Genomic DNA, 26,918 nt, shown 5'->3' on the forward strand with positions numbered 1-26,918 from the left:
GGCTCGTGGGGGTGCGCTGCGAACAAGGCGCGCCCCCACGAGCCGGATTCTTTTGCCCGTTCCGATCCGCCCGTTCCGCACGGATATTTCAAGAACTCAGAGCAAGAACTCAGAGGGAGACCACACGATGGCACTGACCGCACGGATCCGTACCCGGGACGGATGGGCCGTGTCGCACGCGGTCGTCACCGTGACCGACATGACCGGTCGGCAGGTGCTGCGCGCCGAGGCCGACGGGGACGGGGCCGTACGGGACACCACCGCGCTGGACCCCGGTGCCTACACCGTGATCGTGACCGCGGTCGGGTACGCGCCCGCGGCTGCCAGTGCGATCGTCACGGCGAGCGGACGCGCCGAGATCGGTACGGTCACGCTCGCCCGGCAGGGCGGCACCGAGCTGCCGCCGCCCGGTCCGTGGACCGTCGACCCGGCGCACTCCTCGGTGGGCGCGGTCGCGCAGCATCTGGGGATCTCCAGCGTGCACGGCCGGTTCACGGACTTCTCCGCGCGCATCGAGATCGCCCCGGACGAGGTGGAGAAGTCCCGGGTCGAGGCCGTCATCCGCGCCGCGTCCATCGACACGGGCACCGGTATGCGCGACACCCATCTGCGGTCGGCGGACTTCCTGGACGTCGAGCAGTACCCGGAGATCACCTACCGCTCGACCGGTCTGAGCGCGGCGGGCTCGGACCGCTGGACGGTCCACGGCGAGCTGACCCTGCACGGCGTCGTACGCCCCGTCGACCTGGACCTCGCCTACCTCGGCACCGGCTCCGACCCCTGGGGCGGCACCCGCGCCGCGTTCCGCGCGACGGCGGAACTGCGCCGTGAGGACTTCGCGATGAACTACAACCAGGTCGTCCAGGCGGGCATCGCCGCGATCGGGACGACGCTGAAGGTGGAGCTGGACATCCAGGCGGTGCAGGGCGAGTCGCTGCCGCAGGCGTAGGGCCTCGGCTCGGCGGGGCACTCCGCGCGGGCCCGTCGGCCGCCTAGGCTGCCTCTCATGGCACCGAACATCGCGACCAACACCGCCGTGACGCTGGACGAGTTGCTCGACTTCGTACGGCCCCGCCACCGCGCCGTCCTGCTGACGCGACGGGCCGATGGGAGCCCCCAGGGTTCCCCGCTGACCTGCGGGGTCGACGACTCGGGACGGATCGTGGTCTCCACCTACCCGGAGCGCGCCAAGACCCGCAACGCCAAGCGGGACGAGCGGGTCAGCCTGATCGTGCTCAGCGACGAGTGGGACGGGCCGTGGGTGCAGGTCGACGGCACGGCGGAGGTCATCGACACTCCGGACTCCGTCGAGCCGCTCGTCGAGTACTACCGCACCGTCGCGGGTGAGCACCCGGACTGGGACGAGTACCGGCAGGCCATGGTCAGGCAGGGCAAGTCCGTGATCCGGGTGACCCCGGTGCGGTGGGGGCCGGTGGCGACGGGCGGGTTCCCGGCCCGCCTGGTGGCCCCGGAGGACTGAACAGGCAGAGGCCGCGGCTCCCCGAAGGCACGGGAGGACGCCGCGCCGCCGCTCACGACTGCGCGGGCTTGATCATGTAACCGGCGCCGCGCCGGGTGTGGATCATCGGCTCACGGCCCGCGTCGATCTTCCGCCGCAGGTAGGAGATGTACAGCTCGACGACATTGGCCCGCCCGCCGAAGTCGTACGACCAGACGCGGTCCAGGATCTGCGCCTTGCTGAGCACACGCCGCGGGTTGCGCATCAGGAAGCGGAGCAGTTCGAACTCGGTGGCGGTGAGGTGGATGTCCTCACCGCCCCGTGTCACCTCGTGGCTGTCCTCGTCGAGGGCGAGGTCCCCGACGACCAGCACGGAGCCGGAGCGGCGGTCGGCGGCACCGGAGCGCCGGATCAGACCGCGCAGCCGGGCCACGACCTCTTCCACGCTGAACGGCTTGGTGACGTAGTCGTCGCCCCCGGCGGTCAGGCCCGCGACCCGGTCCTCGACGGCGTCCTTGGCGGTGAGGAAGAGCACGGGGACCTGCGGCAGTTCGCGCCGCAGCCGCCCCAGGACGGTCAGGCCGTCCGTGTCCGGGAGCATCATGTCGAGGACCACCACGTCGGGCCGGAACTCGCGCGCGGCCTGCACGGCGCCCTGTCCGTCACCCGCGCTGCGGATCCGCCAGCCTTCGTATCGCAGGGCCATCGACAGCAGGTCGGCGATCGACAGTTCGTCGTCCACCACCAGCACACGGACGGGGCTCCCGTCCGACCGGAGCAGTTCGGAGCGCATCTGGGGCGAGGTCGTGGTCATGGTGACCACCTTCTCGGCGCCCTCTGAGAGCTCTCTTTCCACCACCTGTGTTTTCCCTGAGAAACAGACCGGTGCCTCTCATGGAACGGCCGGGCCGCACCGCGGCGTTCACATGCCGACGGTGTCTTCGGCCTCGAACCCGTAGCTGCGCTCGACCTTGGCGACATGCACCGTGTACCTCTCGTACCAGTGCTCACGGCCGCGCTTCTGGGCCGCGCGATGCCGCGGATCGCTCCGCCACGCCTCGATGGCCGCGAGGTCCCGGAAGTACCCGACGGTCAGGGACAGTCCGCCCGGCGTCCGGGCGTGGTCCATCCCGAGATACCCGGGGACCTCCTTGACCAGCTCGTCCATCAGGTCGTCGGTCTCCTCGTATCCGTCGTGGTCATCGGTCCGTACGGACGTGAAGACGACGGCGTAGTACGGGGGTTCACAGGCGCCGAAGGGGGCCGGAGCCGGTGAGGCGGCGTGAACGGACGGGGCGGGCGCGTCAGGCGCGCTGAAGTGATCATCGCTCATGCCGCCCCACGATCGTCCACGGCGAACGCACCAGTCCACCCACGGGGTCAGAACAGCCCGTCCTGGACGCCAGGGTCGGCCAACTCCCGGATGGGTACGGTCGTTTCGTCCCGCCCCGACGTGGCCGTCAGCTCCCAGCCCGTCATCAACCGCGTGTCCAGTACGACGATCCCGCGCCCCGTGGCCAGGTGGAGATCGGGTCCGGCGGCGGCCAGCAGGTCACCGCTCACCGCCCCGCCCGCGACCAGCTCTCCCACCACACCGTCCGCCCGCGCCAGCCCGTCGAGCCCGAACACCCCGCTGTGGTCGGCGGCCCGGAACGGCGCCCGCTCCAGCGACTCCGGCCAGGCATCGAGCGCGACCGCCCGCGCATGCACGTCCGCCAGCTCGGCGGTCCGCTCCTCGACCGGCGGCAGCGCGGCCCGTACCGCCCGCTTGTCGGCGTACGGAATCCGGTCGGGCACCCGCAGCGCGGCCCGCAGCAACTCCTCCGCACGCCGCGCCGCCATCAGCGGCCCGCGCCCCAGCCAACTGAAGGAGACGGCACCCTGCTCCAGCAGTCGCGCCGGGCCGCGCTCGACCGCGGTGATCCCGACCTTGACCATGCCGGGCCCGAACCATGCCAGATAGACGTGGTACGGCCGCGGGTCGTCGGCGACGGTATCCGCGGCGACGGAGTGCGCCCGGTCCAGCCGCGCGCACTCCTCGCACCGTGCTCCGGTGCTCCGCCCGGAGACCGCGGTCCGCGCCGGACATGCGTGCCCCCGCGCGCCCACGCAGGTCCGTACGCCTCCCGCCACGATGGCGAAGGCCACGCGCTTCCCCCGTCGCAGATCACTGCGCCGCCCGCCTTCCCAGCCGAGCACGGGCATGCCGTCACCCCACCGCAGCCCCGTGCACCGCCACACCTGAGTCATCGCTTCGAGGGTAGAGGGGACCACTGACAACGCGGCGGGCGCGCGGAGCCGGTCAGCCCATGGTCTTCGCGCCGTCCAGGGACTCCCGGATGATGTCGGCGTGCCCGGCGTGCTGTGCGGTCTCGGCGATGACGTGCATCAGCACCCGGCGAGCCGACCAACTGGTGCCGGGCTCGTGCCACGGCGCCTTCGGCAGCGGCTGGGTGGCGCCCAGGTCGGGCAGGGAGGCGACCAGCTCATCGGTCCCGCGGGCCGCTTCGGCGTATTCGGCGAGCACGCCCGCCAGCGTCTCGTCGGGCAGCAACCGGAACTGATCGGCGCGCCGGGCCCAGTCGTCCTCGGTCATGGCGGTGAAGTCGGGCATCGCCTCGGGCCCCTTCGCGATGAAGTCCGCCCACGTGCGCTCGACCGCGGTGACGTGCTTGATCAGCCCACCCAGGCACAGCTCACCGGCTGTGGTCCGCTCCCGGGCCTGCTCGTCCGTGAGATCGCGGGTGGTGAAGCGCAGGAAGCCCCGCTGCTTGGCCAACGCCTCCAACAGATCGGCCCGCTCACCCTGAGCAGCCGACGCGTCGGTCAGGTCCTGAGTACGCAACTCGCTACGGGTCATGATCTCTGCCTTCCGTCGTTCCGTCCGGTCGATCCAGAGAGCACACTAGAAGCCATAGAGGTCAGATCCTGACCTAATGCGGCCGATCACCACATCCGCGCCCAACTCCCGGTCGCCACGGCCGTCGAGGCAAACGCCGCGCTGCTCTCCGGCCAGGAACCACACGTCGCGCGCCGGCTCCGCACCTCATACGACCCCTCCCGACCGCACCAAACGCAAGAGGCCCGGACTCTCGTCCGGGCCTCTTTTCTATGTGCACTCGGCAGGATTCGAACCTGCAACCTTCTGATCCGTAGTCAGATGCTCTATCCGTTAAGCTACGAGTGCTTGTGATTTGTTTTCGTCTCCGTTCCCGTTCCTTTCGGCTCGTTCCCGGCGACAGGAAGAACATTACATGACTGCCGCCGCCATGTGAAATCCGTTTGCCACACCCCCTCTGACCTGCGGAAATGCGTGACGGGGCAGGGTGGCCAGGGGCGGGGCCGGGGAGCTGAGGGCGGGATATCCGGGGCCGTAGGTGGGCTTCCGTCTCAGCCGTCATGGCATCGCGCACCGATCCGGATGCCATCCGTCAGGCATCGGGAGCGTCAGGCATCAGGAGCGTCGGGCTTCGAGATCGTCGGAGCGGGTCGAAGTCGCCCTGAACATGACTCAGGGAGTCCAGCCGCGATTGGCTGAACTCCCTGGTCAGAGAGCGGAGGCGGAGGGATTTGAACCCTCGATGGGCTTTAAGGCCCAAACCGCATTAGCAGTGCGGCGCCATAGACCGGACTAGGCGACGCCTCCAGCACAACCCCCCGCGCGAGCGCGAGTGGTGCGTGCAGATGATGACACAGACAAGTGCGGTGTCACCAATCGCCCCCCACGGTACTAGGCAGGAAGGCCACAGGGCAAAGCACTGGGCCAGGATCCGTGGAGAGGGGTTCGCGCGGCGGGATGCGCGCGGTGGCCGGGAGCACCGCGCGCACCCTCTTCCGCCTCGGCGACGCCCCGGCCGTTCCCGGCCTCTCCCTCCTCTCCTTCTCCGCCCCACCCGCAACCGCGACGCCCCACCGCCGTTAGTCACGGCATGGTTCAGATCACCTCGCGCCGCGTGCTCCTCGGTGCCGCCGCCCTCCTGTCCATGGCCGCCACGCCGGCCGCGGCGTACGACCACGGCAGCCCGTCCCGCTCCGGGGACCGGCTCGTCGTCTCCGTCAGCCATGCCGGGCGCGCCGACGGGACGTACCTGCTGCGCTGTCACCCCGCGCGCGGCAACCACCCGCACCCTGCCGCCGCATGCGACGCACTCGACCGACGGACCGTCTGGGGCCGGGACCCGTTCGCCCCGGTGCCACCGCGGCGCCCGTGCACGATGGTGTACGGCGGCCCGGCCACCGCGCACATCACCGGAACCTGGGCCGGGCGGCCGGTCGACGCGCGGTACAACCGCAAGAACGGCTGTGAGATCGCCCGCTGGAACGACCTGGTGCCCGTGCTGCCGGACCTTCGTTCGTAACGCCCGCCCCGCTGGGGGGTGTTCGGGCTCCGCGCGGGAGGGACCCGTACGGTCACGCGTTCCGGAGCGGTTCCGTATCCGGCCTTCCCGCTCATCCGCCGCCGCGGGCCGGACCACTGCCCGTAGACTCCCTCGCGTGACACGCGGCGGGCCGGTTGGCAAGATGTCCCCCGCGGTCGGCAAGGTGCGGTAACAGGGAGGAAGCGTCTCGTGAGCAGCAGGCCATCCCGAGGCGCTGCTCGCCTCGCAGCGATACTCGACGCGCTGCCCGACGCGTTGGTGCTGGTCAACGCGAACGGAACCGTCGTCAACGCCAACACCATCGCCCTGGAAGCCTTCGAGGCGCCGGGAACGGCTCTGGTCGGGCGTGGACTGCTCGATCTGCTGCCGCACTTCGACTCGCGGCTGATTCCCGGGTCCATGCGGCGGCCCGACGCCACGGACACGAGCGGGCGGACCAAGCCGACGCGGATGACCGCCCGTCGGACGGACGGGAGCGAGTTCCCCGTCGAGGTCACGAGCGCCAACCTCGAGGACGGCCGGCAGGCGTACGACGGCCAGAGCTACACAGGCGACGAACTCCTCATGCTCGTCGTCCGCGACCTGTCCGGCACCATCGACACCGAGGCCGAACTCGCCCGCTCCCAGCGGCAGACCGAGATGATCCTGCGGGCCGCGGCCGAGGGCGTGGTGGGCACGGACACGGACGGGCGGATCGTGCTCGTCAACCCCGCCGCCGCGCAGATCCTCGGCTACCGGGCCAGCGATCTGGGCGGCAAGGAGCTGCACACCCTCGTACTGCACTCCCGCGAGGACGGCTCCCCCTTCCCGTACGGGGAGTCCCCGCTCCACGACACCCTGCGCTCCGGACGCAAACACCGGGTGCGCGGGCAGGTGTTGTGGTCCAAGAGCGGCGCCCAGGTGCCGGTCGACCTGACGACCTCTCCGGTGCGCGACGGCGACCAGATCGTCGGCGCCGTGATGACGTTCACCGACCGGCGCCCGTTCGACACGCTCGTCGCGGAGAAGGACGAGGCCGACCAGCAGCACCAGCAGGAGCTGGAGCGGCTCGCCGCGGAGCACAAGGAGGAGCTGGAGCGGCTGCGCGCGGAGCACACCGCCGAGCTGGACGCCCTGCGCGAGCGGCACACGGAGGAGATCGCGGCGGGCGACGAGCGCTACGCCGCGCTCGGTGAGCGCGAGAAGGACCGCTTCGACGCCCTGGCGGCCCGCCATGAGCAACTGCTCGCCGTACTCGGCCGCTCCTTGCGCGGGCCGCTCGACGAGCTGCGGGGCCAACTGTCCGCGCTCGCCGCGGACGACGCCGGGCAGTTGTGGCCCGAGGCCAACCAGGTGCTCCACCACCTCGCGGCCGGCTACTCGCGCATCACCACGCTCATCGACAACGTCCTCGGCTACCAGCGCCTGGACACCGGTGAGGACCAGATCGTACGGACGCCCGTGATGCTCGACGCGGCCATCGCCGCCGGTGTCGACGGCGCCGTCGAGCTGATCGGGCCCGGCCGTGTGCAGTTCGCCGTGCACGCCCCGCCCATCGAGGCCGAGGTCGACGCGCGGCGGCTCGCCCAGGCGCTCGCGCATCTGATCGCGGATGTGGCGGGCGTCGACTCCACGGGCAACGCGCCTGTCTCGGCGGGCGGTTACATGGACAACACCGTCGTGGTGGCCGCCGCCCAGCGCGGCGAGGTCGTCCGCATCGAGGTGCGCGGCCCGTACGCCGGGGGCGACCCGGTGCACCAGCCGATCGTCTGCGGTGTCGTACGGGCGCACGGCGGCGTGCTCCAGACCCACCAGGTGCCCGGCATGAGCGGCAACGCGTATGTGCTGGAGGTGCCGCTCGGCGGGGGCGCGGGTGCGCTCGCCCCGGCTCCGGTGGCGATCGTGGAGAAGCCCGGCGTCGAGGCGGGTACGCCCGAGCAGCCCGTCGTCCAGCAGGCCGTCCCAGAGCCCGCGCTACAGCCCGTCCCGGAGGCTGCCCACCAGAGCGGTGGTCGGCGGCGGGCCCGTCGGTCTTCCGTGGACGCGTTCCTGGAGAGCGAGGTGGGCGGGGCGGCCGCGTCCTCCGAGACGGCCGCGACAGCGCCGACCGGACGGCGCCGGCGGCGCGCGGCGGAGGAACCCGCCGCCGAGGCGTCCGGGCCGGTTCAGGCGACCGCGCACGAGGCGGGCGCGGAGACCGCGGTGCCCGAAGGCCCGGGACGGCGGCACGGCCGACCGAACCCCGTCGAGGGCGGAGCCGAAGGCGCCACCGAGGGCGCGATGGTGATGACCGCGGCCGGGCCCGACACGGGAGCCGTGGCACTGCCGCCGCAGGGCGTGCCCGCCCCGACCGGACGGCGCGCCCGCCGGGACGCCGAACAGCCGGGGCTGCCGCCCGCCGTGCCCACGGCCGCCGACGCGACACCGGAGCCGACCGGACGCCGCCGACGCGCCCTCGCCGCCGCCAACGAGCGGGCCGCGGCCGAGGAACCCGGTGCCCGGCCGGTGTTCGCGCTGCCGCCGGCCGAGGCCGACCGCACTCCCGAGCAGAGCCCGCTGCCCGCCGCCCAGGCCGACACGGGGCGCCATGACACGGCACCGCACGACCAGGCCGAGGGTCACACGCCGCCGCAGCCGCATCCGGTGCCCGTGTCCACGGGCCGTCGTGCCCGCCGGGCCGTCGCGCCCGTACGGCAACTGCCGGACGAGACGGGCGAGGTGGACATGTCCGGGGCGACGCCGCCGCAGGGCGTGCCCGCGCAGGCGACGCCCGCTCATGGCGTGCCCGCGCAGGCGACGCCCGCTCATGGCGTGCCCGCGCAGCTCGCCGCTCCTCAGGGAATGCCCGCGCCGGACGGCCCGCAGCCTGTCCCGGCACAGGGCGTACCCGCACCCGCGGCGGCCCCACCGGCCGTTGCTCCGCAGGCCGTTGCCTCACAGTCCGTTCCCCCGCAGGGGATTCCGGCTCAGGGCGGGCCGGGCGGCGTGGCCGTACCGCAGCCGTCGGCGCAGTCGGGCGTCGGTCAGCCCGTGCCCGCGCCGTCGGCGGCCCCTCAGCCGGTTCCGGCCGCGCTCGAGCAGGCCCTGCCCGTCGGCGCGGTGCAGGCGCAGCCGGGTACTCAGCACGCGCAGCCCCTGCCCGCGGCCACCACGCCTCCTTCCGGAACGCCGGTGCCGCCGCAGGCCGCCCAGCCGCAGCCCTGGCCCGGTTCTGGTTCTGGTTCTGGTTCTGGGGCCCCCGGTTCCGGCTCCGGTTCCCCTGACACGTCCGGCGCCGGGCGGCCCGTACCGCAGCCCACTCCGTCGGCAGGCACCCCGCTGCCCCCGGAGCGCACCGCCCCGCCGCGGATCGCTCAGCCCCTGCCCGCCGAGACGGCCATGCCCGTCGATCCCCATGCGACGCAGGGGCAGGCGATCAGCGTGCGGACGCTCGGCCAGGGGGTGCCCTTCGCACGTCAGGTGGCGGCCTCCCCGCAGGCCCAGCCCCGGCCCCAGTCGTCCCCGTCCGCCCCGCACCAGCCGAACGGCTCGGGCCGACGCCGCAAGCTCGGCACACCTCCCGAGCCCGCGGGCGAGCGCCCGGAGACCGCGGCGCGCCCGCATCCGCAGGCCGCGTCGGCGCCCCTGCCGCCGCAGCCCTCCCTGGCCGGGCAGTCCCGTCTGGTCGCCCCCAGTGAGGGCGCGGGGCGGTCGTACGCCATAGGAGCCCCGGACGCGAACGCCGACGAGGGCCCCGAGCCGCTCGACGGTCCCGGCGGTGCCGTAGAGATCGCCGACCACCCCCAGAACCGGCCGATGGACGACGAGTTGCCTCCGGAGCCGCTCGACAACCCGCGCCGACTGCTCGTGTGGCCCGCGCCGGATGTGACGACGCAGCAGGCGCTCAGCGACCGCGGCTACCGGCCCGTCGTCGTCAACTCCCGCGAGGAGGTCGACGCGCAGATCGCCGCCTTCCCGGCCGCGCTCTTCATCGACCCGCTCACCGGCCCGATCACGCGGACCGCGCTCCAGTCGCTGCGCCAGGCAGCGGTGGCCGCCGAGGTTCCCGTACTGGTCACCGCGGGGCTCGGGCAGGCGACGCGCGAGGCGGCGTACGGCGCCGACCCGGCCGTACTCCTGAAGGCGCTCGCTCCGCGTGACTCCGAGCAGCACCCGCCCCGTGTGCTGCTCGTGGAGGAGCACACGGAGATCGCCCTCGCGCTGACCGCGTCGTTGGAGCGGCGCGGGATGCAGGTCGCCCGTGCCGCCTCGGACGCGGACGCGGTCGCGCTCGCCGCGCAGATGAGCCCGAATCTCGTGGTGATGGACCTGATGCGGGTGCATCGCCGCCAGGCCGGGGTGGTCGACTGGCTGCGCGCGAACAACCTGCTCAAGCGCACCCCGCTCGTCGTCTACACCGCCGCCGTCGACCAGGCCGATCTGCCGCGTCTGGTGTCGGGGGAGACGGTCCTGTTCCTGGCGGAGCGCTCGACGAGCACCGAGGTGCAGGAGCGGATCGTGGATCTCCTGGCGAGGATCGGGACGAACTGAGCACGGCCGCGGGGCGCTGTTTCACGTGAAACAGCGCCCCGATCGCCTTGCCTTCGGCCCTACAGGTGGGTGACCTCCAGTTCCCCGGCGGCGTACTGTCGTCGCAGCACCTTCTTGTCGAACTTGCCGACGCTCGTCTTGGGCACGGTCTGGACGGTCGTCCAGCGCTCGGGGAGCTGCCACTTGGCCACCTGGACCTCGTCCGAGAGGAAGGAGCGCAGGGCGGTGTAGTCGGCGGTGGCGCCGTCCTTCAGCACCACGATGGCCAGCGGACGTTCGCCCCACTTGTCGTCCGGGACGGCGACGACGGCGGCCTCGGCGATGTCCGGGTGGGACATCAGCCCGTTCTCCAAGTGAACCGACGAGATCCATTCCCCACCGGACTTGATGACGTCCTTGGCGCGGTCGGTGAGAGTGAGGAAGCCTTCGGGGTCGATGGTGCCCACATCACCGGTCCTGAGCCAGCCGTCCTCGCTGAACTTGTCGGTGGGGCGCAGGGGTTCGGCGTCCGGGCCGTTGTAGTAGGCACCCGCGATCCAGGGTCCGCGCACCTCCAGTTCGCCCGCCGCGACACCGTCCCAGGGGAGTCGGTCGCCGTCGGGTCCGATGATGCGGGCCTCGACGCCGGCCGGGATGCGGCCCTGGGTGATCCGGTACGCGAACTCCTTCTCCGTGCCGATCGCATGGGCCGGAGGGTGGGCCACCGTGCCCAGCGGGGACGTCTCCGTCATGCCCCAGGCGTGACAGACACGCATCCCCAGCTTGTCGAAGGCTTCCATGAGGGAGGGCGGGCAGGCCGCGCCGCCGATGGTGACGTTCGCGAGGGAGGAGACGTCGCGGGGCCGGGCGGTCAGTTCGCCGAGCAGCCCCTGCCAGATGGTGGGGACCGCGGCGGCGTGCGTCGGCCGCTCGCCCTCGATCATCTCGGCGAGCGGGGCGGGCTGGAGGAAGCGGTCCGGCATCAGCAGGTTGACGCCGGACATGAAGGCGGCGTGCGGCAGGCCCCAGGCGTTCACATGGAACTGCGGGACCACGACGAGCGAGGTGTCCCGGTCCGTCAGCGCCATCGACTGGGCCATGTTGACCTGCATGGAGTGCAGGTAGATCGAACGGTGGCTGTAGACCACGCCCTTGGGGTCACCGGTGGTGCCGGAGGTGTAGCACAGGGCGGCGGCCTGGCGTTCGTCCAGCTCGGGCCAGTCGTAGGTGGTCGGCTTGTCGGCGATCAGGTCCTCGTACTCGTGCACAGGAACGGGGGAGCCGTCGAGCGGGGTACGGTCACCGGGCCCCGAGACGACGACGTGCTCGACCGTCTTCAGATGGGGCAGCAAGGGGGCGAGCAGCGGGATCAGCGAGCCGTTGACGATGATCACGCGGTCGGCGGCGTGGTTGATGATCCAGGCGAGCTGTTCGGCGGGCAGCCGCAGATTGAGGGTGTGCAGCACCGCGCCCATGGAGGGGACCGCGAAGTACGCCTCGACATGCTCCGAGTTGTTCCACAGGAGCGTTGCCACCCGGTCGTCGCGCCTGACTCCGAGGTCGTCGCGGAGGGCATTGGCCAGCCGTATCGCGCGGGCGCCCGTCTCGGCGAAGGTGCGCCGCTGCGGCTCGCCCTCCCCGGTCCAGGTGGTGATCCGGGAGCGTCCGTGCACAAGCGTCCCGTGGACGAGGATGCGGGTGACGGTCAGCGGTACGTCCTGCATGGTGCTCAGCACGGCGGTCCTCCCGGAGCGGGGTGGCGTGCGCGGGCGGGGCGGCCTGCGCGGTAGTGGGTTGCGCTGATTCTGCGCACATACCATGCGGTATGTCACTAGCCCTCGGGATATCGATCAAGGCGCGATCCTGGACGCCGGGCGCTCCTACCGCACAGGCTCCAGCTCTGGGTCCTCGCGGAGCTTGCCCAGGGCCCGGGAGACCGCCGATTTGACCGTGCCGACGGAGACGCCGAGCACCTCCGCCGTCTGGGCCTCGCTCAGATCCTCGTAGTAGCGCAGGACCACCATCGCGCGCTGGCGTGCGGGCAGTTTCATGATGGCCCGCCACATAGCGTCGTGCAGCGCCTGCTGCTCCGCCGGGTCCGCGGCCGGGAGCCCCTCGGGCTCGGGCAGTTCGTCGCACACGAACTCGTCGACCTTGCGCTTGCGCCACTGCGAGGTCCGCGTGTTCAGCAGCGCACGCCGTACGTACCCGTCGAGCGCACGGTGGTCCTCGATCCGGTCCCAGGCGACGTACGTCTTCGCCAGCGCGGTCTGCAACAGGTCCTCCGCGTCGCTCGGGTTCGCGGTCAGCGACCGGGCGGTGCGCAGCAGCACCGGCTGCCGGGCCTTCACATACGACGTGAACGACGGGTACGAAAGGGTCCGCGTCTTGGCGTTCGAAGCGCTGGTGCAGACGGGTGTGGTCATGTCTCCACGCTAGGTTCGACGCCTCCTTCGGCGGATCGGCCGCAGGTCGCGAAGCGGTCTCCGCCTCAGGTTGTAGGTGGGGGGTTGCCCCCACCTCCTGAAGGTGGACGAGCACGCGTGCCCCCTGAGGGTTCACCCCTGAGGGAAGGACAACAGAGCGGGCAGACCGCCACGCGGGGACGTGTCATGCCCCAGCATCGGCTGGTCCTCACACAGATCGCCGAAGGTGATGACCACGTTTCCGTCTCCCTGGTTGACGGCCGACGCCAAGTGGTCCCTCCGGAACCATGCGCACACCGTCATCTGAGCCAGGACCTGGTCAGGAGCCGTCAACTCGTGTGGTGGGTGTGGGATGTGAACCCACAGCCATCGTCATCGTCGTCGTGCCCGCTACGTGCCCCACGGACGCTGCTGAAGCCCGCTGGCGTGCTCTGCGCCGACTCCGCCGCTCAGTGCACTGCGCGAACGTTCAGGAGAACAAGGCGCCCACCAGTATCGCGCCGTAGTGCACGCACTGGTGCCATCGCTTGCAGTAGCGCTTCGGCCGCCACATCGAACGCCGCGTGAATTGCCTCTCGCACCAAACGCACTTACGAGTCTTCACATCCCCCATGGCCACGACCCTATCGGCCGATTCGGCGGACGTACTACAGCGACCAGAGGCGGCCCGTGGAGACGGCGGACATCGTGGTGCCTGCCGCGCACTGCGAGATCATCTATGAGATCCCCATCAGTCGATGATCCCGATTCGGAGTGCGCATCACATGGCCGACACCATGCCCTGTCCCAGGTGCGCTCAGCCGCTGAAGTCGGGCGGGTTGGTCCTGGTCGGGCGGGACGGCGATGGGCGGGCATGCCGGTCGCTGTGGAGGTGTGCCGATGGGCACGCCTGGTGGAAATGGGCGGACCGGCCGGACGAAGTTCTGGAGATCTGTCCCGAGCCGCAGTTCTTCAGATGACCCAGCGCTGACAAAGACGGTCAAGGCCACAACAGCCCTTGCGGAGCCCCCGATTCGCGGCGAGGACCTGACCATGAGCCATGCCCCCCGCGTGCAACGGCCCCCGACCATAAGGACTGGTCAGGGGCCGTAGATCGCTGCGGTGGGTGTGGGATTTGAACCCACGGTGACTCGCGCCACGACGGTTTTCAAGACCGTTCCCTTAGGCCGCTCGGGCAACCCACCTCGGCGCCGCTCACCAGGAGCGGAGCGGGTACAGCGTACCGGGATCGGGGCGCATCGTGCTGGCGTGGTCCGTACGGGATCAGCCCTCGGGATCGCGCGGTGCCGTGCATGCGAGTGCCCGGTCGCTGGCGACGGGGGATGCACCAGCGACCGGGCTGCCGCCAGCGTAACAAGGCCGGTTGCGCGGTGGGGGCGGACTGCTCGACTGCTGTCAGGTGCTGTGATCGGGATCACGGTGTACGGATCCCCGTCAGGGGTCGCACGGGGGCGCGTACGAGAGGCGGGGCAGGTACTCGTGCCACTTCTCCGGGGTCAGTACGCCCCTCGTGGTCGAGCAGACACGGCGGATCGCCTCGTCGACGTCGAGGTTCCACAGCCGGACGGTGTCGGCACCGCTCGAGACCCCGAGCAGATGGCTGTTGGGGCTGAACGACAGGAAGTTGCCCGTCCTGGCGTTGGGGCTCATCGACGGGCCGATGGGGGCGGCGGCGTCGGGCACCGTGACGTTCCACAGCCGGACCGTGTTGTCGTCGCCGCCGCTGGCGAGTGTGCGGCCGTCCTTGCTGAACGTCAGCGACACGACCGCCTCGGTGTGGCCCTTCAGGCGGGAGGCCGGGCGCGCGGTGGCCCCGGTGATGCTCCAGAGCCGGACGGTGTCGTCGTCGCTGCCGCTGGCCAGCGTGTGGCCGTCCGGGCTGAAGGCGAGCACGTTGACGGGGCCCAGATGCCCCCTGAGCGGTGCGCCGAGCCGGGTGGCACGGCGTGGGTCGGACACCTTCCACAACCGGACGGTGGCGTCCGCGCTGCCGCTGGCCAGGGTGCGGCCGTCCGGGCTGAAGGCGAGGGCGTTGACGTAGCCCTTGTGACCGGTGAGCGGCGCGCCGAGCCGATGCGGGCGGGACGGGTCGCCGACGTCCCACAGTTGGACGGTGTGGTCGTCGTACGCCGTTGCCAGCGTGCGGCCGTCCGGGCTGATGGCCAGCGCGCCCGGACCGGCGAACCGGGTGCGCAGGGCGACGGGCGGCCCGTACGGGACGGGACGGGCCGGATCGCCGACGTTCCACAACTGGACCGCGCTGCTTCCCGTCAGCATCGCGAGGGTATGGCCGTCGGGGAAGAACGTCAGCGAGCGCGCCACATCGCCTTCCCTGGGTACGAACGGTCTGCCGAGCAGGACGGGGCGGTGGGGAGCGGCCACGTTCCACAGCCGGACCTTCTCGTCGCGTGCCGCCGTGGCCAGTACCCGCCCGTCCGGGCGGAACGCTCCGATGCCGCCGGTCATGTCCGAGGTCGGTATCGACCACAGGCGGGCCTTGTTGTCGCCGCTCCCGGTGGCGAGGGTGTGCCCGTCGGGGCTGAAGCTCACGGCGTACATCTCTCCGCTGCTGCCCGCGAGCGGCTCGCCGACCTGTGACGGGTAGGCGGGATCGCTGACGTTCCACAGGCTCGCCGTGCTGTCCGCGCTGCCTGCGGCGAGCATGGTTCCGTCGGGGCTGAAGGCCACGGACCATACGGGACCGGTGTGACCGGAGAGCGGCACGCCGAGCGGTGTCGCGTGCCCGGGATCCGCCACGTTCCACAACTGCACGGCGTTGTCCGTACTGCCACTGGCGAGCGTGCGGCCGTCGGGGCTGAAGGCCACGGAGTGGACCGTGCCCTGGTGGCCGGTGAGCGCCGCGCCGATCCGTCGCGCATGTGCCGGATCGGCCACGTCCCACAGCCTGATCGTGTGGTCGTCGCCGCCGGACGCCAGCGTCGTCCCGTCGGGGCTGAACGCCACGGAGCGTACGGCGTCGGTGTGGCCGGTCAGCACACGCAGCGCCGTCGGCCGGTGTGGGTCGGCCATGTCCCACAGGCGAACGGTGTGGTCCTCGTCGGCGGCGGCCAGCGTGCGGCCGTCCGGGCTGAAGGCGAGCAGGTAGACCGTGCCGGGGCCGCCGGTCAGGGGCGCGCCGAGGGGGCGCGGGTGACCGGGATCGCGTACGTCCCACAGCCGGACGGTGCCGTCGTCCGAGGCGCTGGCGAGGATGCGGCCGTCCGGGCTGAAGACGGCGCTGCTCACCCAACTCGTGTGGGCGGTGAGGGGCTTGCCCAGGCGCTCGGGCCGGGTCGGGTCCGTCACGTTCCACAGCCGGACGGTGTGGTCGTAGCTGGCGGTGGCCAGGGTCCGCCCGTCGGGGCTGAACGAGGTGAGGTAGACGGCTCCGGTGTGCCCGAGCAGCGGCGTGGCCAGCGGCGCGTTGACGGTCGACACCAAGCGGCCGCTCGCGCCCTTGTCGTGCGGCCGCAAGCGGTGGGCCACCAGGTCGAGTTGGGCGGACAGGGAGGGGTCCGTGTCCCGGACGCGGTCGGCCTCGGCGAGCACCTGCTCGAAGACGGCGTCGTCCCGCTGGCGCCACGCGAGCGACGCCGAACCACCGGCCAGCACCGCCAGCACGACGAGGGCCGACACCGCGCCGCGACTGATCCAGACCGTACGCCTGCGCAGCCGCACGGAAGCGGCCAGGAACTCCACCGCGCCACGGGTCAGCGAGGGGACCCCCGCGGCATGCGCCCACCGGTGGGCCTGCTCCAGGCGCGAGCCCCGGTACAGCAGCGAGGTGTCGCGGTTCGAACCCTCCCAGGCCCTGCCGTCCTCCTCCAGCCGCTGGCGCAGCAGATGGCCGTGCCGGTCCTCGTCGATCCAGTCGCGCAGGCGCGGCCAGGCGTGGAGCAGTGCTTCATGGGTGATCTCCACGGTCTCCGCGTCGAGGGTCAGCAGCCGGGCGCGCACCAGCGCTTCGAGTGCCTCCTCCGTTCTCTCGGGGTCCGCGGATTCCGTCGTCAGCCGACGCCGCGTCCCCCGCCGCCGGGTGGCCTGGGTGTCCTCGCCGAGCCGGACCAGCCGGAGAAGGAGCAGCCGCGCGGCCGTACGCGCCGCGGGATCGAGGCCGGACCAGGCCCGCTCGGCGGTCGCCGCCACCGCGCCCTGGATGCCGCCCGCCGCGCGATAGCCGGCCAGCGTCAGCCGGCCCGCCTTCCGCCGCTGCCAGGTGGCGAGCAGCGCGTGGGACAGGAGCGGCAGCACTCCCGCGTCGTGCGCCCCGCGCGGGCCGTCGGCGCCGACTTCCCGGACGATCAACTCCGCGAGGCCCGGCTCGAGTTCCAGCCCGACGGCCTTGGCCGGGCCGGTCACCGCCTCCCGCAGCTCCGTGGTGGTCAGCGGGCCGAGCACCATATGACGGTGCTGCAGCGCGTCGGCGAGCTCGGGATACCCGAGGCACTGCTCGTAGAAGTCGGCGCGTATGCCGAGGACGACGCGTACGGGGGCCGGGTCACCGGGGGCGGCGGGCGTGCACGCGGCGTGCAGAAGCCGGACGAAGGCGCGTCTGTCCGCCTCGTCGGAGCAGAGGGTGAAGGCCTCCTCGAACTGGTCCACGATGACCACCGGCCGCGCGACGGCGGAAGCTTCGCGCCGCGCCCATGCGGTGACGGCCTCCCGGACCGCACGGTCGAATTCCGGAGTGCCGGGCTCCGGCGCCGTCGGCTCCTTCTCGGCCGGGACGAGGCGCGCGAGTTCGGGGATGTGCCGGGCCAACTCGGCGCAGGGATCGCTGCCCGGTACGAGGTGCAGGGCCGCTTCTCCCGCCCGGCCCGTCTCCTCGCCCGGCAGGCCGCGCCGCAGGGCGGGCACCAGACCGGCGCTCAGCAGGGAGGACTTGCCCGCCCCCGAAGCGCCCACGAGCATGACCAGCCCGCCGGTCGTCTCCGCCGCACGGAGCTGGGCGACGAGGGCGTCCGTGCTCCGCGCGCGGCCGAAGAACCATCGGGCGTCCTGTTGACGGTACGAGGCCAGGCCCCGATAGGGACAGACGACGGGGACGTCGTTCGGGGCTTTGGGCGGCGGCCGTTCGGCGCCCGCCGAGGGTGTCGTGGCTGCCGCGGGCGGCGTGGCCGGTGCCGCTGTCGTGGAGCGATCGGCCAGCGCGCGCTCCCACAAGTACTGCCACCGCGCCGGGTCGTACAGCCCCTCGGACACCGGCGTCGGCCGCGAGCGCCGCGCCTGGGGGATCACGATGTGCAGGACCGCCGCGAGTGCGACGAACTGGGCCGGCACGTTCCTGGCGCGCCGCCAGTCACTGATGCGCTGCGCGGACACCCGTACGGGGCGCCCTCGGTCGTCCACCCACTGGAGCCGGTCGACCGCTTCGGCCACACGCTTGAGGGGAGGATTTCCGGCCTCCTTGTACAGCAGCGCCAGACGTTCCGCGAAGGCTGTGCGCGCCCCTGAGCCGGAACTCAAGGCCTCCACTCCTCAACTCCCCCTGCATCTGGACGTCCGGACCGGAAAACCCACTCTATATGGCTGACCTGCGGTTTCACCTGTGAGGCAAGGTCGGGATCTCCTCACCGGACGGCTCAGATGGCAAGATCTCGACGCAGGAGCGCATCAACCGGGCGCCGCCGGGTCAGGTTGCCGACTCCAGCGGAGACACTCACCGCGCCGCATGTTCTCGGCCGGATTTCGCCGAACTGACAGAACAGTGGCGGCAGTCTCGTCGCGAGAGTTTCGAGAGAGCCGTGGAGCCGGTCCCGACGGAACCTCTGCCGCACCGACCACGGTCCGGCCGTGTCCCCTCCGTACGGGTACGGAGCGATCTACGCCGCCCGCCGTTCGGCACCGGTCCCCACGAGGGGAGGGACCGGCGCCGGACGCGGCGGGCACTGCCCGCGCGGTCGCCGCGACAAGGGAGAGGGGCTGCCGAGATCCTCGGCAGCCCCTCTCGCGTCTCCGTCGTTCTCAGCTGTCGCCGACGCGGGAGCCCAGGACGACGTCGGTCGTGTGGGACCGGCCGTCGCGCTGGTAGGTGACCGTGACCTTGTCACCGGGCTTGTGGGTCCAGATCTCACCGATCAGGGTCGGGCCGCTGTCGATCACCCGGTCGCCGAGCTTGGTGATCACATCACCCGGCTTCAGGCCCGCCTTGGCCGCGGGTCCGTTCGCCTCGACCGAGGCGGAGCCGCCCGCGGCCTCGTCGGTGATCTTCGCTCCGCCCGCGGACTCCTCCAGCGAGACCGAGGCCCCGATCTTCGCGTACACCGGCTTGCCCGTCTTGATGAGCTGCTGGGCGACGTACTTGGCCTGGTTGATCGGGATCGCGAAGCCCAGGCCGATCGAGCCGGACTGACCGCCCCCGCCCAACCCGCCGCCGCTGCCCGTGGACTGGATCGCGGAGTTGATCCCGATCACCGCGCCCCGTGCGTCCAGCAGGGGGCCGCCGGAGTTGCCCGGGTTGATCGAGGCGTCCGTCTGCAGGGCGCTCATGTACGACGCCTTGCTGCCGGAGCTGCCGTCGCTGGAGGCCACCGGGCGGTTCTTGGCGCTGATGATGCCCGTCGTCACCGTGTTCGACAGGCCGAAGGGGGCGCCGATCGCGATCGTGGTGTCGCCGACCACCATCTTGTCGGAGTCACCGAGCGGGAGCGGCTTGAGGTCCGACGGGGCGTTCTTGAGCTTGATGACGGCGACGTCGTAGCCCTGCGCGTGCCCGATGATCTCGGCGTCGTACTTCTTGCCGTCGGGGAACGTCGCCGTGAGCTTGCCGCCGTCGACGGCCTCGGCGACGACGTGGTTGTTGGTGATGATGTGGCCCTGCTTGTCGAAGACGAAGCCCGTGCCCGTGCCGCCCTGGCCGTTGCTGCCCGCGGCCTCGATGGTCACCGTGCTCGGCAGCGCCTTGGCGGCCACACCCGCGATCGAGCCGGAGCGGACCTTGACGTCACCGCCGCTGGTGGCGGCGGAGACCGTCGTCGAGCCGTCGGCGTTGTCGTTCTTGGCGAACCGGTAGCCGATACCGCCGCCCACGCCGCCCGCCACCAGCGCGGCGACCAGGATCGCGGCGACCAGTCCGCCACGTCCCCTCTTCTTCGGCTGCGGCGCGGGCTGGTAGTACGACGCGCCCCACACACCGCTCGCACTTCCGCCCCCGTACCCGGGGGCGGGAGCCGGACCGACCGGAGCGTGTGGCGGCCATCCCGCCTCGGGGGCCGGGAAGCCACCCGACTGCGCGGCGGGCATCGGCGGGACCGGACCCGCCTGCGCGCCGTGCGGCTGCGGCGCGCCCACCGCTGCCGGTGCGGCCGGTGCACTACCCACGGGCGGAGCCGCGGGCGGAGTGCCCTCGGCGGCCGGGGCCGCAGACGGAGTGGCGCCTTCCACGGCCGGGGCCGCAGGCGGGGTGGTGCCCTCCGCGACCGGAGCCGCGGGCGGGGTGTCCTGCGCGGCCGGAGTCGGCGTCCCACCGGCCGGCGCGTGCTCTTCCCCGGCGGCGCCCGGCGCGGGAGCGGGAGCGTCCACCGGCACGGGAGGTGCGGACGGGGCCGGGGGTACCGCGTTGCCCTCGTTCTCGGTGCTCACAGCTCTTCTCCTCGTTCCACGGCTGGTTGTTCTGGATCGCACTCGGCCGCACTCGCTCGCTCCGCGCGGTGCCGGGCGCGCTTCGGCTGTGCATGGTGCTGGGGTACGCCGTCAAGCTTTTCCCACAGGACGTCAGGCCACCGTAAGCGGTAACTGTGGGTCTCTGACCGTCCTTTATATCGGACCCTTCCGAACACAATTCTGCATTCCCGACACCTTGCCGACGCCTCGACGCCGCCTCCCGGCTCCGCACGCTCTTCCCTGCGGTGACACCATGACGCGGTGAGCCACGCACGACAGCATTCGATCCAGGTGGTCGCCCATCGCGGAGCCTCCGAAGAAGCACCCGAGCACACTCTGGCCGCGTACCGGAAGGCGATCGAGGACGGCGCCGACGCCCTCGAGTGCGATGTCCGGCTGACCGCGGACGGCCACCTCGTCTGCGTCCACGACCGGCGCGTCAACCGCACGTCCAACGGCCGCGGCGCGGTCTCCGCCCTGGAACTCGCGGACCTCGCCAGCCTGGACTTCGGTTCCTGGAAGAGCCGCGACGAGGAGCCCGACTGGGAGCACCGGCCGCAGGACCCGGGGGACACCTCCGTCCTCACCCTGGAGCGGCTGCTCGAACTCGTCGCCGACGCCGGGCGGCCCATCGATCTGGCCATCGAGACGAAGCATCCGACGCGGTGGGCCGGGCAGGTCGAGGAGCGGCTGCTGGTCCTGCTGAAGCGATTCGGCCTGGACGCCCCGCAGTCACCGGACCGGTCGCCGGTACGGATCATGAGCTTCTCGGCGCGCTCGCTGCACCGCGTGCGGGCCGCCTCGCCGACGCTGCCGACGGTCTACCTGCTCCAGTTCCTCTCTCCTCGGCTGCGTGACGGACGGCTGCCGGCCGGGGTCCGGATCGCGGGTCCCGCGATCCGGATCGTGCGCAGTCACCCCGGTTACATCCAGCGTCTGAAGCGGGCCGGACACCAGGTCCACGTATGGACCGTGAACGAGCCCGAGGACGTCGATCTCTGCGTCGAGCTGGGCGTCGACGCCATCATCACCAACCGCCCGCGCGCGGTGCTGCACCAGCTCGGCCGCTGAGCGGAACGACTCCTTCCACCACAGACCCCGCTGTACGGGCCGATATGCGGCCACATGACTACAGGGAGTGCACCGGCGCGTTCGGTCCGTGTCCGACCGTCACTAGTGCGTCACCACACGTACAGGGGGCGGTTTCCGGCCCAGTCCGGTGGGGCATTCACACCGTGGCGTGGGGCGAAGGAGGTCTCGGGGGTGGCGTTGGTGGTGGCACAGGAGGTGCCCACGTCGTCGTGCATGGCCGTACCCCATGGTCCTGCGGGCGTGGGGGAGGCGAGACACCGGATGCGCGCGCACCTGCGGACGGGTGGCGTGTCGGAATCGGTCATCGACGATGCCGTACTGATCCTTTCGGAACTGCTCAGCAATGCCTGCCGACATGGCAGGCCGCTCGGCGACCGCCCGGCCGGGGACGGTGATGTGCGCGCCGCGTGGCGCGTCGACACCTCGGGCCGGCTCACGGTCGAGGTCACGGACGGCGGGGGCCCCACCCGCCCGGTCCCGGCGACCCCCTCGGTCACCGCGCGCGGCGGTCGCGGGCTGAACATCATCACGGCGCTGGCCGAGGACTGGGGTGTCCGCGACGACGCGCGCGGCGAGGTCACGGTCTGGGTCGTCGTCCAGGACGACCTCGGCTCCGCACACCGCCGCGAGGACTTCGCCGCGCGGGTGACGGCGCCCTCCGTGTCGGCCGACCTGGACTTCGCGGACGCGTTCGACGAGGTCGACTGAGGCACCGCGACCGATACGGCAGGCAGTACGACAAGCGATACGGCCCGGAGCCGGGCCTCCTCACCGGGGCGCCCCCGGAGCGTTGTCCACAAGATCCCGTCGGCCGCCGTACGAGGCATTAGGCTCGCGCCCGTACGAAACGAGCCGTAACCGGGAGACACCCAGATGGCCAAGAAGCGACCCCAGACCAAGGGCAAGCGCCCGCAGCCCGCCACCGGTGCCCCTGCCGCGGGCACCGAGGGGACCGTTCCGGTCGTCGGCGCCCGCGAGCCCTGCCCCTGCGGCAGTGGCCGCCGCTACAAGGCCTGTCACGGCCGGGCCGCGGCCCACGCGGTGACCGAGCTGGTGCAGCGCCCGTTCGAGGGGCTTCCCGGTGAGTGCGACTGGGTGGCGCTGCGCGAGCTGGTGCCTGCGGCGACCGTCGAGCTGAAGCTCAAGGACGCCCTCCCCGAGGGTGTCCCGTCCGTCACGCTCGCGACGGTCCTGCCGATGGCGTGGCCGGCGCTGCGCCGCGAGGACGGCTCGGTCCTGCTCGGCCTGCAGAACGACACGGCGTCGGGCGACCTCAGCCGCGACCTCGCGGACACGCTCCAGCGCGCCCTCACCGTGGCACCCGGTTCGCCCGTGGAGGGCCGTCGCGCGCCCGCCGACGGCCCCCGGCTCCAGGATCTGCTGGACCCCGAAGGCGCGTTCGAGCCGGTCGTCCACAGCGGCTTCGAGTTCTGGGTCCCCGACCCGGAGAACGCGACGCCCGAGGTGGCCGCCTCCCTGGAGCGGGCCAACGAGGCCGCCATCCCGACCGCGAAGCTCGCGGCCGCGGACGCGGCGTACTGGTGCGAGACCCCGGAGAAGAACCACCTGCGGTGGGTCATGCCGCACCCCGAGGAGCGGCTTCTGGACGCGCTGGCCCGGCTGCACGCGGCAGGGCAGTCCGGCCTCGGCGAGGGCACGCGCCTGGTCGGCTCCTTCCGCGCGCACGGGCTCACGGTGCCGGTCTGGGATCTGCCGGGCGAGACGGTGGCGGAGGACCTCGAGAAGCCGGTGGCCGAGTTCGCCGAGCGCCTCGCGACCGCCCTGGCCTCAAACGCGCCGCTCACCGCGGAGGAGCGCCGGGCGCGCGGCGGACTGACCAACCGCCAGGTGACGCTGAGCTGACGCCCGGCGCGGCCGACCGCGCCCTCGGCCCACGGCATCCGGGACGGGTGAGACCTGTCACACCGCACCGCTGTGACAGGTGAGCCGGTGTCCGAATAGCCGAGATCGAATTTGCGAAAAGCCGATCTCTTGTTACCGTTCCATTAGCCCGGTTGCTGGTGCATCCCCCGTCGCCAGCAACCGGGCCTTTCCATACGCGATGTGCGGCACGGAACTCCGTCAACTGACGTACGAGGCCGCCGCATCACTCCCCGCCCGGCCCGCCCGGGTCACTTCCCGAGCGCAGCAGCAGTGGTCCGCCGCCGTCACCGCGGGCGAACTCCGCGACCGCCGAGTACCGCGCCGCGTCGCCCGTCATGAGCAGCCGGGGCGTATCGCACATCTCCCGGACGTCCCCCGCGCCCACCGCGCACCGCGTCTCGACGGCACGGCCGCCGGGTCCCATGAAGCTCAGATACGAACTCAGCTTCCTGCCCGTGGCGTTGCGGTAGTACGCGCGCGCCCAGATGTCGCGCCCCTGGACGAGGACGCAGGTCTGCGCCTCGACGCCGTCGACAGAGGTGAGCTCCGGGCCGCAGCGGACGGTGGTGGACAGACCGAGTCCCCACGGCCGGGAGGGGGCGAGGACCGCAAGCTTCGCGTCATCCTGCGGCGGCGGGAGGGCGACCGTGCGGTCCGCGTCGTCGGCCGGTCGGGCGGACGCCATGGCGAGCGGCAGCACGGCCAAGGTCGCCACCAGACCCAACAGCGCGTGCAGCCGGGCCCTGCGGGGGTCGGGCCGACCGGCGACGCGAACCGGCGAACACCGCTCCCCGCACCCACCAGGACGAAACAGCATGGGGCCGAAGATATCGACCGTTCACGGGCGCCCGGTCCGCCGCGCGCCCGACACCCCTAGAACTCCGGAGCGCTCACACCCGTACGAGTGAGGGCCGTGACGACCGCGTCCACGACGGCCTCCACGTCGGGGACCCAGGGCGCGGCGGAACCGGGCAGCGGCGCCCGCTCCCAACGGACCTCCCCGTGCCCCGTCCGGGACGGAGGCAGCGCCAGATAGCCGCCCTCGCCGTGGAAGCGCAGCGACCCGGGGACGAAGTCCTTGGCGTAGAGCAACTCGCCGAGCTGCTCCATGGAATACGGCGCCACCAGGATCGCCCAGCGATGCGGTGCCGCCACGACCGGGCCGAGGCGCATGCCCGTACGGTCGAGCGCGGCGAGCGCGCGCGAGGCCGCGAGGGCGGGCAGGCTCACCGCGCAGGGCGCCGTGCCCCCGGTGGCCAGCACGATCGGCGCGGTCGGCCGGTTGGTCCACCACCAGCGCACCATGCGCTCGTCGGTGGTGGCCGCGAGCAGTCCGGGGTCGAAGGGGTGGGCACCGGGCACCGTGCACTCCGGGTCGGGGCACCCGCAGCGGGCCCGGCCGCGCGTACTCGGGGCCACCCCCGGGAGAACGGGCCACTGCCACTCGGTCGCGAAGGTCAGGGCCGCGCCGATCACCTCAGGTCTCCCGCCGTTCCGCCCGGACAGGAGCCTGCGTCGCCTTCCGAGGATCTCGCGCATGAGCGCTCGTTCCTTTCCGTTGCACGCCTGGCAACACCGAGGGCCACATCACACCATGTGTCGATCACTTCGCTGTGCGTACCTGCCGGTGCATCACGCCCCTGCGCCGGACAAGGGGAACCCCTGAGGTCGAGCTGTGACTGCGTTCGTGTCCGTACTGCGCCCATCAGCAACATGGGCTTGGCGCGGGGTGGCGGCACCTGGCGTTTCGCCGTCCCGCTCGTGCTCGCCGCCTCCGTCACGGGAGGGGTGGGGCTCGGCCGTCGATGGTTAGGACGCCCGGGTCCGGCGCCAGGTTCCGGGTGACCCCCAACCGCCCTGGCCTTCACCGAGTACGTACCCATCACGACCGTTGTGACGCTCTGTCGAACAAGGTCAGTCGACCGCAAGAGGGCGCCACCCGAGGCTGTTTCCGGCCAACTTCCCTTCTCTGTAAGAACACAGGAGCGCCACACGGACACCAGGAATCCCCGCAGGACAATGCTGGACATCCCCTTACAAGTGCGTGTACATGTGGAGCCACTGCTCGCGGCGCAGAATGACATGGGGGTTTTGCGATGCTATCGAGCACTGTGCGTCGGTTCGAAGGCCGGACGCCATGACTGCCCCTCACCCATCGAAAGTGGCCGGAATCGATTCAACGGTTCCCTCACCCGCACACACTGTCGCGCCGGCATCCGCCCTCTCGGCCGCCTCATCGGCCCCCGCGGACCCCGCGGCCGTCCAGGACCGACTCGCCGGCTGGGTCTCCGACCTGACGACCCTGCACGAACTCACCGAACGCCTCGCGCGCACCGACTGCCTCACTGAAGCGCTCCAGGAACTGCTGCGCGCCGGAGCCGCCCTCGTGGGCGCCCGGCGCGGTCTCGTCGTCCTGGAACCGTGCGACGGCCTCGGCCCCGACACCACCATCGGCCTCGGCCTGGGCCGCGCCGACCTCGGGCACATCGAGACCGTGCCGCGCAGCTCCCTGTCGTACGGCAGGATCCTCGACGGACTGCCGGGCGGCGAACGCGAGATCGCCCAGCCCGACCTGTTCTCCGAGGACGGGCTCGACCCCCGCCACCGCGAGGTGGCCGCCCGCCTCGGCTATGCCGCGAGCTACGCGCTGCCCCTGTCCAGCGACGCCGCGGGCCGGCTCGGCGCCGCCGTCTGGCTCTACGACGAGCCCGCCGAGCCGGTCGACCGCCGCCGCCATCTCGTCGGTCTGTACGCGCGCTACGCGACCGAGCATCTGGCGCGGCTGATCGAGACCGAGCGCGCTCGCGCGGCCATGACGACGATCTGCGCGGAACTGCTTCCCTCCCGGCTGCCCCGGGTCTGTGGGGTCCAGCTCGCCGCCCGGCGCCGCAGCGGTGCGCGCGGTGGCGGCGACTGGTACGACGCGCTGCCGCTGCCCGACGCCGCGCTCGGACTCGCGGTCGGGTCCGTGACCGGGTCCGGGCCCAGCGCGGTCGCCGCCATGGGCCGACTGCGGGCCTCTCTGCGCGCGTACGCCGTGATGGAGGGCGAGGACCCCGTCGCCGTCCTGTCCGATCTGGAACTGCTGCTGCGGCTCACCGAGCCCGCCCGTTCGGCCACCGCCCTGTTCGCCTACTGCGAGCCCGCGCTGCGCAAGGTCACCCTCGCCGGGGCCGGGCACAGCCCGCCCCTGGTGATCGGCGCCCGGCGCACGGAGTTCGTGGAGACCTCCCTGTCGGCGCCCCTCGGGATGCTCGCGTGCTGGGAGGCGCCGAGCATCGAACTGGCCGCGGAGCCCGGCGAGACCGTGCTCCTCTATACCGACGGTCTGCTGCGTCGCACCGGCGACCCCATGGACCGCGCCTTCGCCCGGCTGCACGCGGCGGCGGCGAGCGTGCCGCGGCCGATGCGCTGCGACCCCGGAGCCGTCGCCGACCACGTCCTGCACAGCATGCTGCCGGGCGGGCTCGACGGGGCGGACGGCACCGAGGACGTGGTGCTGCTGGCGGCCCGGTTCGAGTGAGTCCCCGGCCCCACGCTTGATCATTTGGTCACAGTCCGTCCGGCTCTGGGCCCTCTTCCGTACGA

At 72.1% G+C, this 26,918-nt stretch carries 19 protein-coding genes, 3 tRNA genes and 1 pseudogene; 9 read left to right on the top strand and 14 right to left on the bottom strand.

The annotated features are described in order from the left end of the window. Positions 1-127: 127 nt before the first annotated feature. The gene (locus tag ACZ60T_RS19820) at positions 128-949 is read left to right on the top strand and encodes a YceI family protein (protein ID WP_469667059.1); all 822 of its coding nucleotides are present in this window, start codon (positions 128-130) and stop codon (positions 947-949) included. Between the two features lie 57 nt (positions 950-1,006). Next, entirely contained in the window at positions 1,007-1,480 is a 474-nt protein-coding gene (locus tag ACZ60T_RS19825) for a PPOX class F420-dependent oxidoreductase (RefSeq protein WP_365629025.1), read from the top strand. Between the two features lie 52 nt (positions 1,481-1,532). Here the strand turns inward: ACZ60T_RS19825 and ACZ60T_RS19830 are convergent, their stop codons facing one another. The 6 genes from ACZ60T_RS19830 to ACZ60T_RS19855 all read right to left on the bottom strand — a co-directional run bounded on the left by ACZ60T_RS19830 (position 1,533) and on the right by ACZ60T_RS19855 (position 5,105). Further along, the gene (locus tag ACZ60T_RS19830; protein ID WP_469667060.1) at positions 1,533-2,273 is read right to left on the bottom strand and encodes a response regulator transcription factor; all 741 of its coding nucleotides are present in this window, start codon (positions 2,271-2,273) and stop codon (positions 1,533-1,535) included. 108 nt (positions 2,274-2,381) lie between these two features. Beyond that, positions 2,382-2,792 (bottom strand): antibiotic biosynthesis monooxygenase family protein, encoded by a 411-nt coding sequence (locus ACZ60T_RS19835; RefSeq protein WP_469667061.1) that lies wholly within the window; start codon positions 2,790-2,792, stop codon positions 2,382-2,384. Positions 2,793-2,839: 47 nt separating this feature from the next. After that, positions 2,840-3,709, bottom strand: a complete 870-nt coding sequence (locus tag ACZ60T_RS19840; protein ID WP_469667063.1) for a DUF2797 domain-containing protein — start codon at positions 3,707-3,709, stop codon at positions 2,840-2,842. A gap of 52 nt (positions 3,710-3,761) precedes the next feature. Continuing rightward, positions 3,762-4,319 carry a DinB family protein gene (locus ACZ60T_RS19845; protein WP_469667064.1) on the bottom strand — a complete coding sequence of 186 codons (558 nt, stop codon included), beginning with the start codon at positions 4,317-4,319 and terminating at the stop codon, positions 3,762-3,764. 254 nt (positions 4,320-4,573) lie between these two features. After that, positions 4,574-4,646, bottom strand: a tRNA-Arg gene (locus ACZ60T_RS19850). Between the two features lie 368 nt (positions 4,647-5,014). Then, positions 5,015-5,105 (bottom strand) — tRNA-Ser (locus tag ACZ60T_RS19855). 283 nt (positions 5,106-5,388) lie between these two features. Between ACZ60T_RS19855 and ACZ60T_RS19860 the strand changes: the two genes are divergently transcribed. Next, positions 5,389-5,817 (top strand): SSI family serine proteinase inhibitor, encoded by a 429-nt coding sequence (locus tag ACZ60T_RS19860; RefSeq protein ID WP_469667065.1) that lies wholly within the window; start codon positions 5,389-5,391, stop codon positions 5,815-5,817. A gap of 210 nt (positions 5,818-6,027) precedes the next feature. Then, complete coding sequence (locus ACZ60T_RS19865; protein WP_469667066.1) at positions 6,028-10,347, top strand: hybrid sensor histidine kinase/response regulator; 4,320 nt, start codon at positions 6,028-6,030, stop codon at positions 10,345-10,347. A gap of 59 nt (positions 10,348-10,406) precedes the next feature. Here ACZ60T_RS19865 and ACZ60T_RS19870 read toward each other — a convergent pair whose 3' ends face one another. Further along, complete coding sequence (locus ACZ60T_RS19870; RefSeq protein ID WP_469667068.1) at positions 10,407-12,062, bottom strand: long-chain fatty acid--CoA ligase; 1,656 nt, start codon at positions 12,060-12,062, stop codon at positions 10,407-10,409. Positions 12,063-12,206: 144 nt separating this feature from the next. Continuing rightward, on the bottom strand, positions 12,207-12,752 hold the full coding sequence (locus tag ACZ60T_RS19875; RefSeq protein WP_469667069.1) for a SigE family RNA polymerase sigma factor: 546 nt from the start codon (positions 12,750-12,752) through the stop codon (positions 12,207-12,209). 633 nt (positions 12,753-13,385) lie between these two features. On the opposite strand from ACZ60T_RS19875, the pseudogene ACZ60T_RS19880 reads away from it, so the two are divergent. Further along, positions 13,386-13,493, top strand: a pseudogene (locus ACZ60T_RS19880) (GntR family transcriptional regulator); the annotation flags it as partial. 358 nt (positions 13,494-13,851) lie between these two features. On the opposite strand, the gene ACZ60T_RS19885 reads toward ACZ60T_RS19880, so the two are convergent. The 3 genes from ACZ60T_RS19885 to ACZ60T_RS19895 form a co-directional block, all read right to left on the bottom strand. After that, positions 13,852-13,936 (bottom strand) — tRNA-Ser (locus ACZ60T_RS19885). A 250-nt stretch (positions 13,937-14,186) separates the two neighbouring features. Further along, entirely contained in the window at positions 14,187-18,227 is a 4,041-nt protein-coding gene (locus ACZ60T_RS19890) for an NACHT and WD repeat domain-containing protein (RefSeq protein ID WP_469667070.1), read from the bottom strand. A gap of 489 nt (positions 18,228-18,716) precedes the next feature. Further along, positions 18,717-20,333, bottom strand: coding sequence for a S1C family serine protease (locus ACZ60T_RS19895; protein ID WP_469667072.1), 1,617 nt, complete (start codon positions 20,331-20,333; stop codon positions 18,717-18,719). Positions 20,334-20,615: 282 nt separating this feature from the next. On the opposite strand from ACZ60T_RS19895, the gene ACZ60T_RS19900 reads away from it, so the two are divergent. Continuing rightward, positions 20,616-21,425, top strand: coding sequence for a glycerophosphodiester phosphodiesterase (locus ACZ60T_RS19900; RefSeq protein WP_469667074.1), 810 nt, complete (start codon positions 20,616-20,618; stop codon positions 21,423-21,425). A 110-nt stretch (positions 21,426-21,535) separates the two neighbouring features. Here the strand turns inward: ACZ60T_RS19900 and ACZ60T_RS19905 are convergent, their stop codons facing one another. Then, entirely contained in the window at positions 21,536-21,661 is a 126-nt protein-coding gene (locus ACZ60T_RS19905) for a hypothetical protein (protein WP_365629221.1), read from the bottom strand. Here ACZ60T_RS19905 and ACZ60T_RS19910 point away from each other — a divergent pair. Both ACZ60T_RS19910 and ACZ60T_RS19915 read left to right on the top strand, forming a co-directional pair. After that, positions 21,618-22,154, top strand: a complete 537-nt coding sequence (locus ACZ60T_RS19910) for an ATP-binding protein (protein WP_365628989.1) — start codon at positions 21,618-21,620, stop codon at positions 22,152-22,154. The two genes, ACZ60T_RS19905 and ACZ60T_RS19910, sit on opposite strands and share 44 nt — an antisense overlap. A 165-nt stretch (positions 22,155-22,319) precedes the next feature. Further along, positions 22,320-23,309: a DUF5926 family protein gene (locus ACZ60T_RS19915; protein ID WP_365628987.1), complete on the top strand. Its 990-nt coding sequence runs from the start codon at positions 22,320-22,322 to the stop codon at positions 23,307-23,309. Between the two features lie 244 nt (positions 23,310-23,553). Here ACZ60T_RS19915 and ACZ60T_RS19920 read toward each other — a convergent pair whose 3' ends face one another. Both ACZ60T_RS19920 and ACZ60T_RS19925 read right to left on the bottom strand, forming a co-directional pair. Next, positions 23,554-24,147 (bottom strand): hypothetical protein, encoded by a 594-nt coding sequence (locus ACZ60T_RS19920; RefSeq protein ID WP_469667076.1) that lies wholly within the window; start codon positions 24,145-24,147, stop codon positions 23,554-23,556. Positions 24,148-24,203: 56 nt separating this feature from the next. Next, complete coding sequence (locus tag ACZ60T_RS19925; RefSeq protein ID WP_469667077.1) at positions 24,204-24,869, bottom strand: bifunctional DNA primase/polymerase; 666 nt, start codon at positions 24,867-24,869, stop codon at positions 24,204-24,206. Positions 24,870-25,491: 622 nt separating this feature from the next. On the opposite strand from ACZ60T_RS19925, the gene ACZ60T_RS19930 reads away from it, so the two are divergent. Next, the gene (locus ACZ60T_RS19930; protein ID WP_365628978.1) at positions 25,492-26,853 is read left to right on the top strand and encodes a PP2C family protein-serine/threonine phosphatase; all 1,362 of its coding nucleotides are present in this window, start codon (positions 25,492-25,494) and stop codon (positions 26,851-26,853) included. Positions 26,854-26,918: the final 65 nt, after the last annotated feature.

Source organism: Streptomyces sp. NPDC104371, from assembly GCF_055583785.1.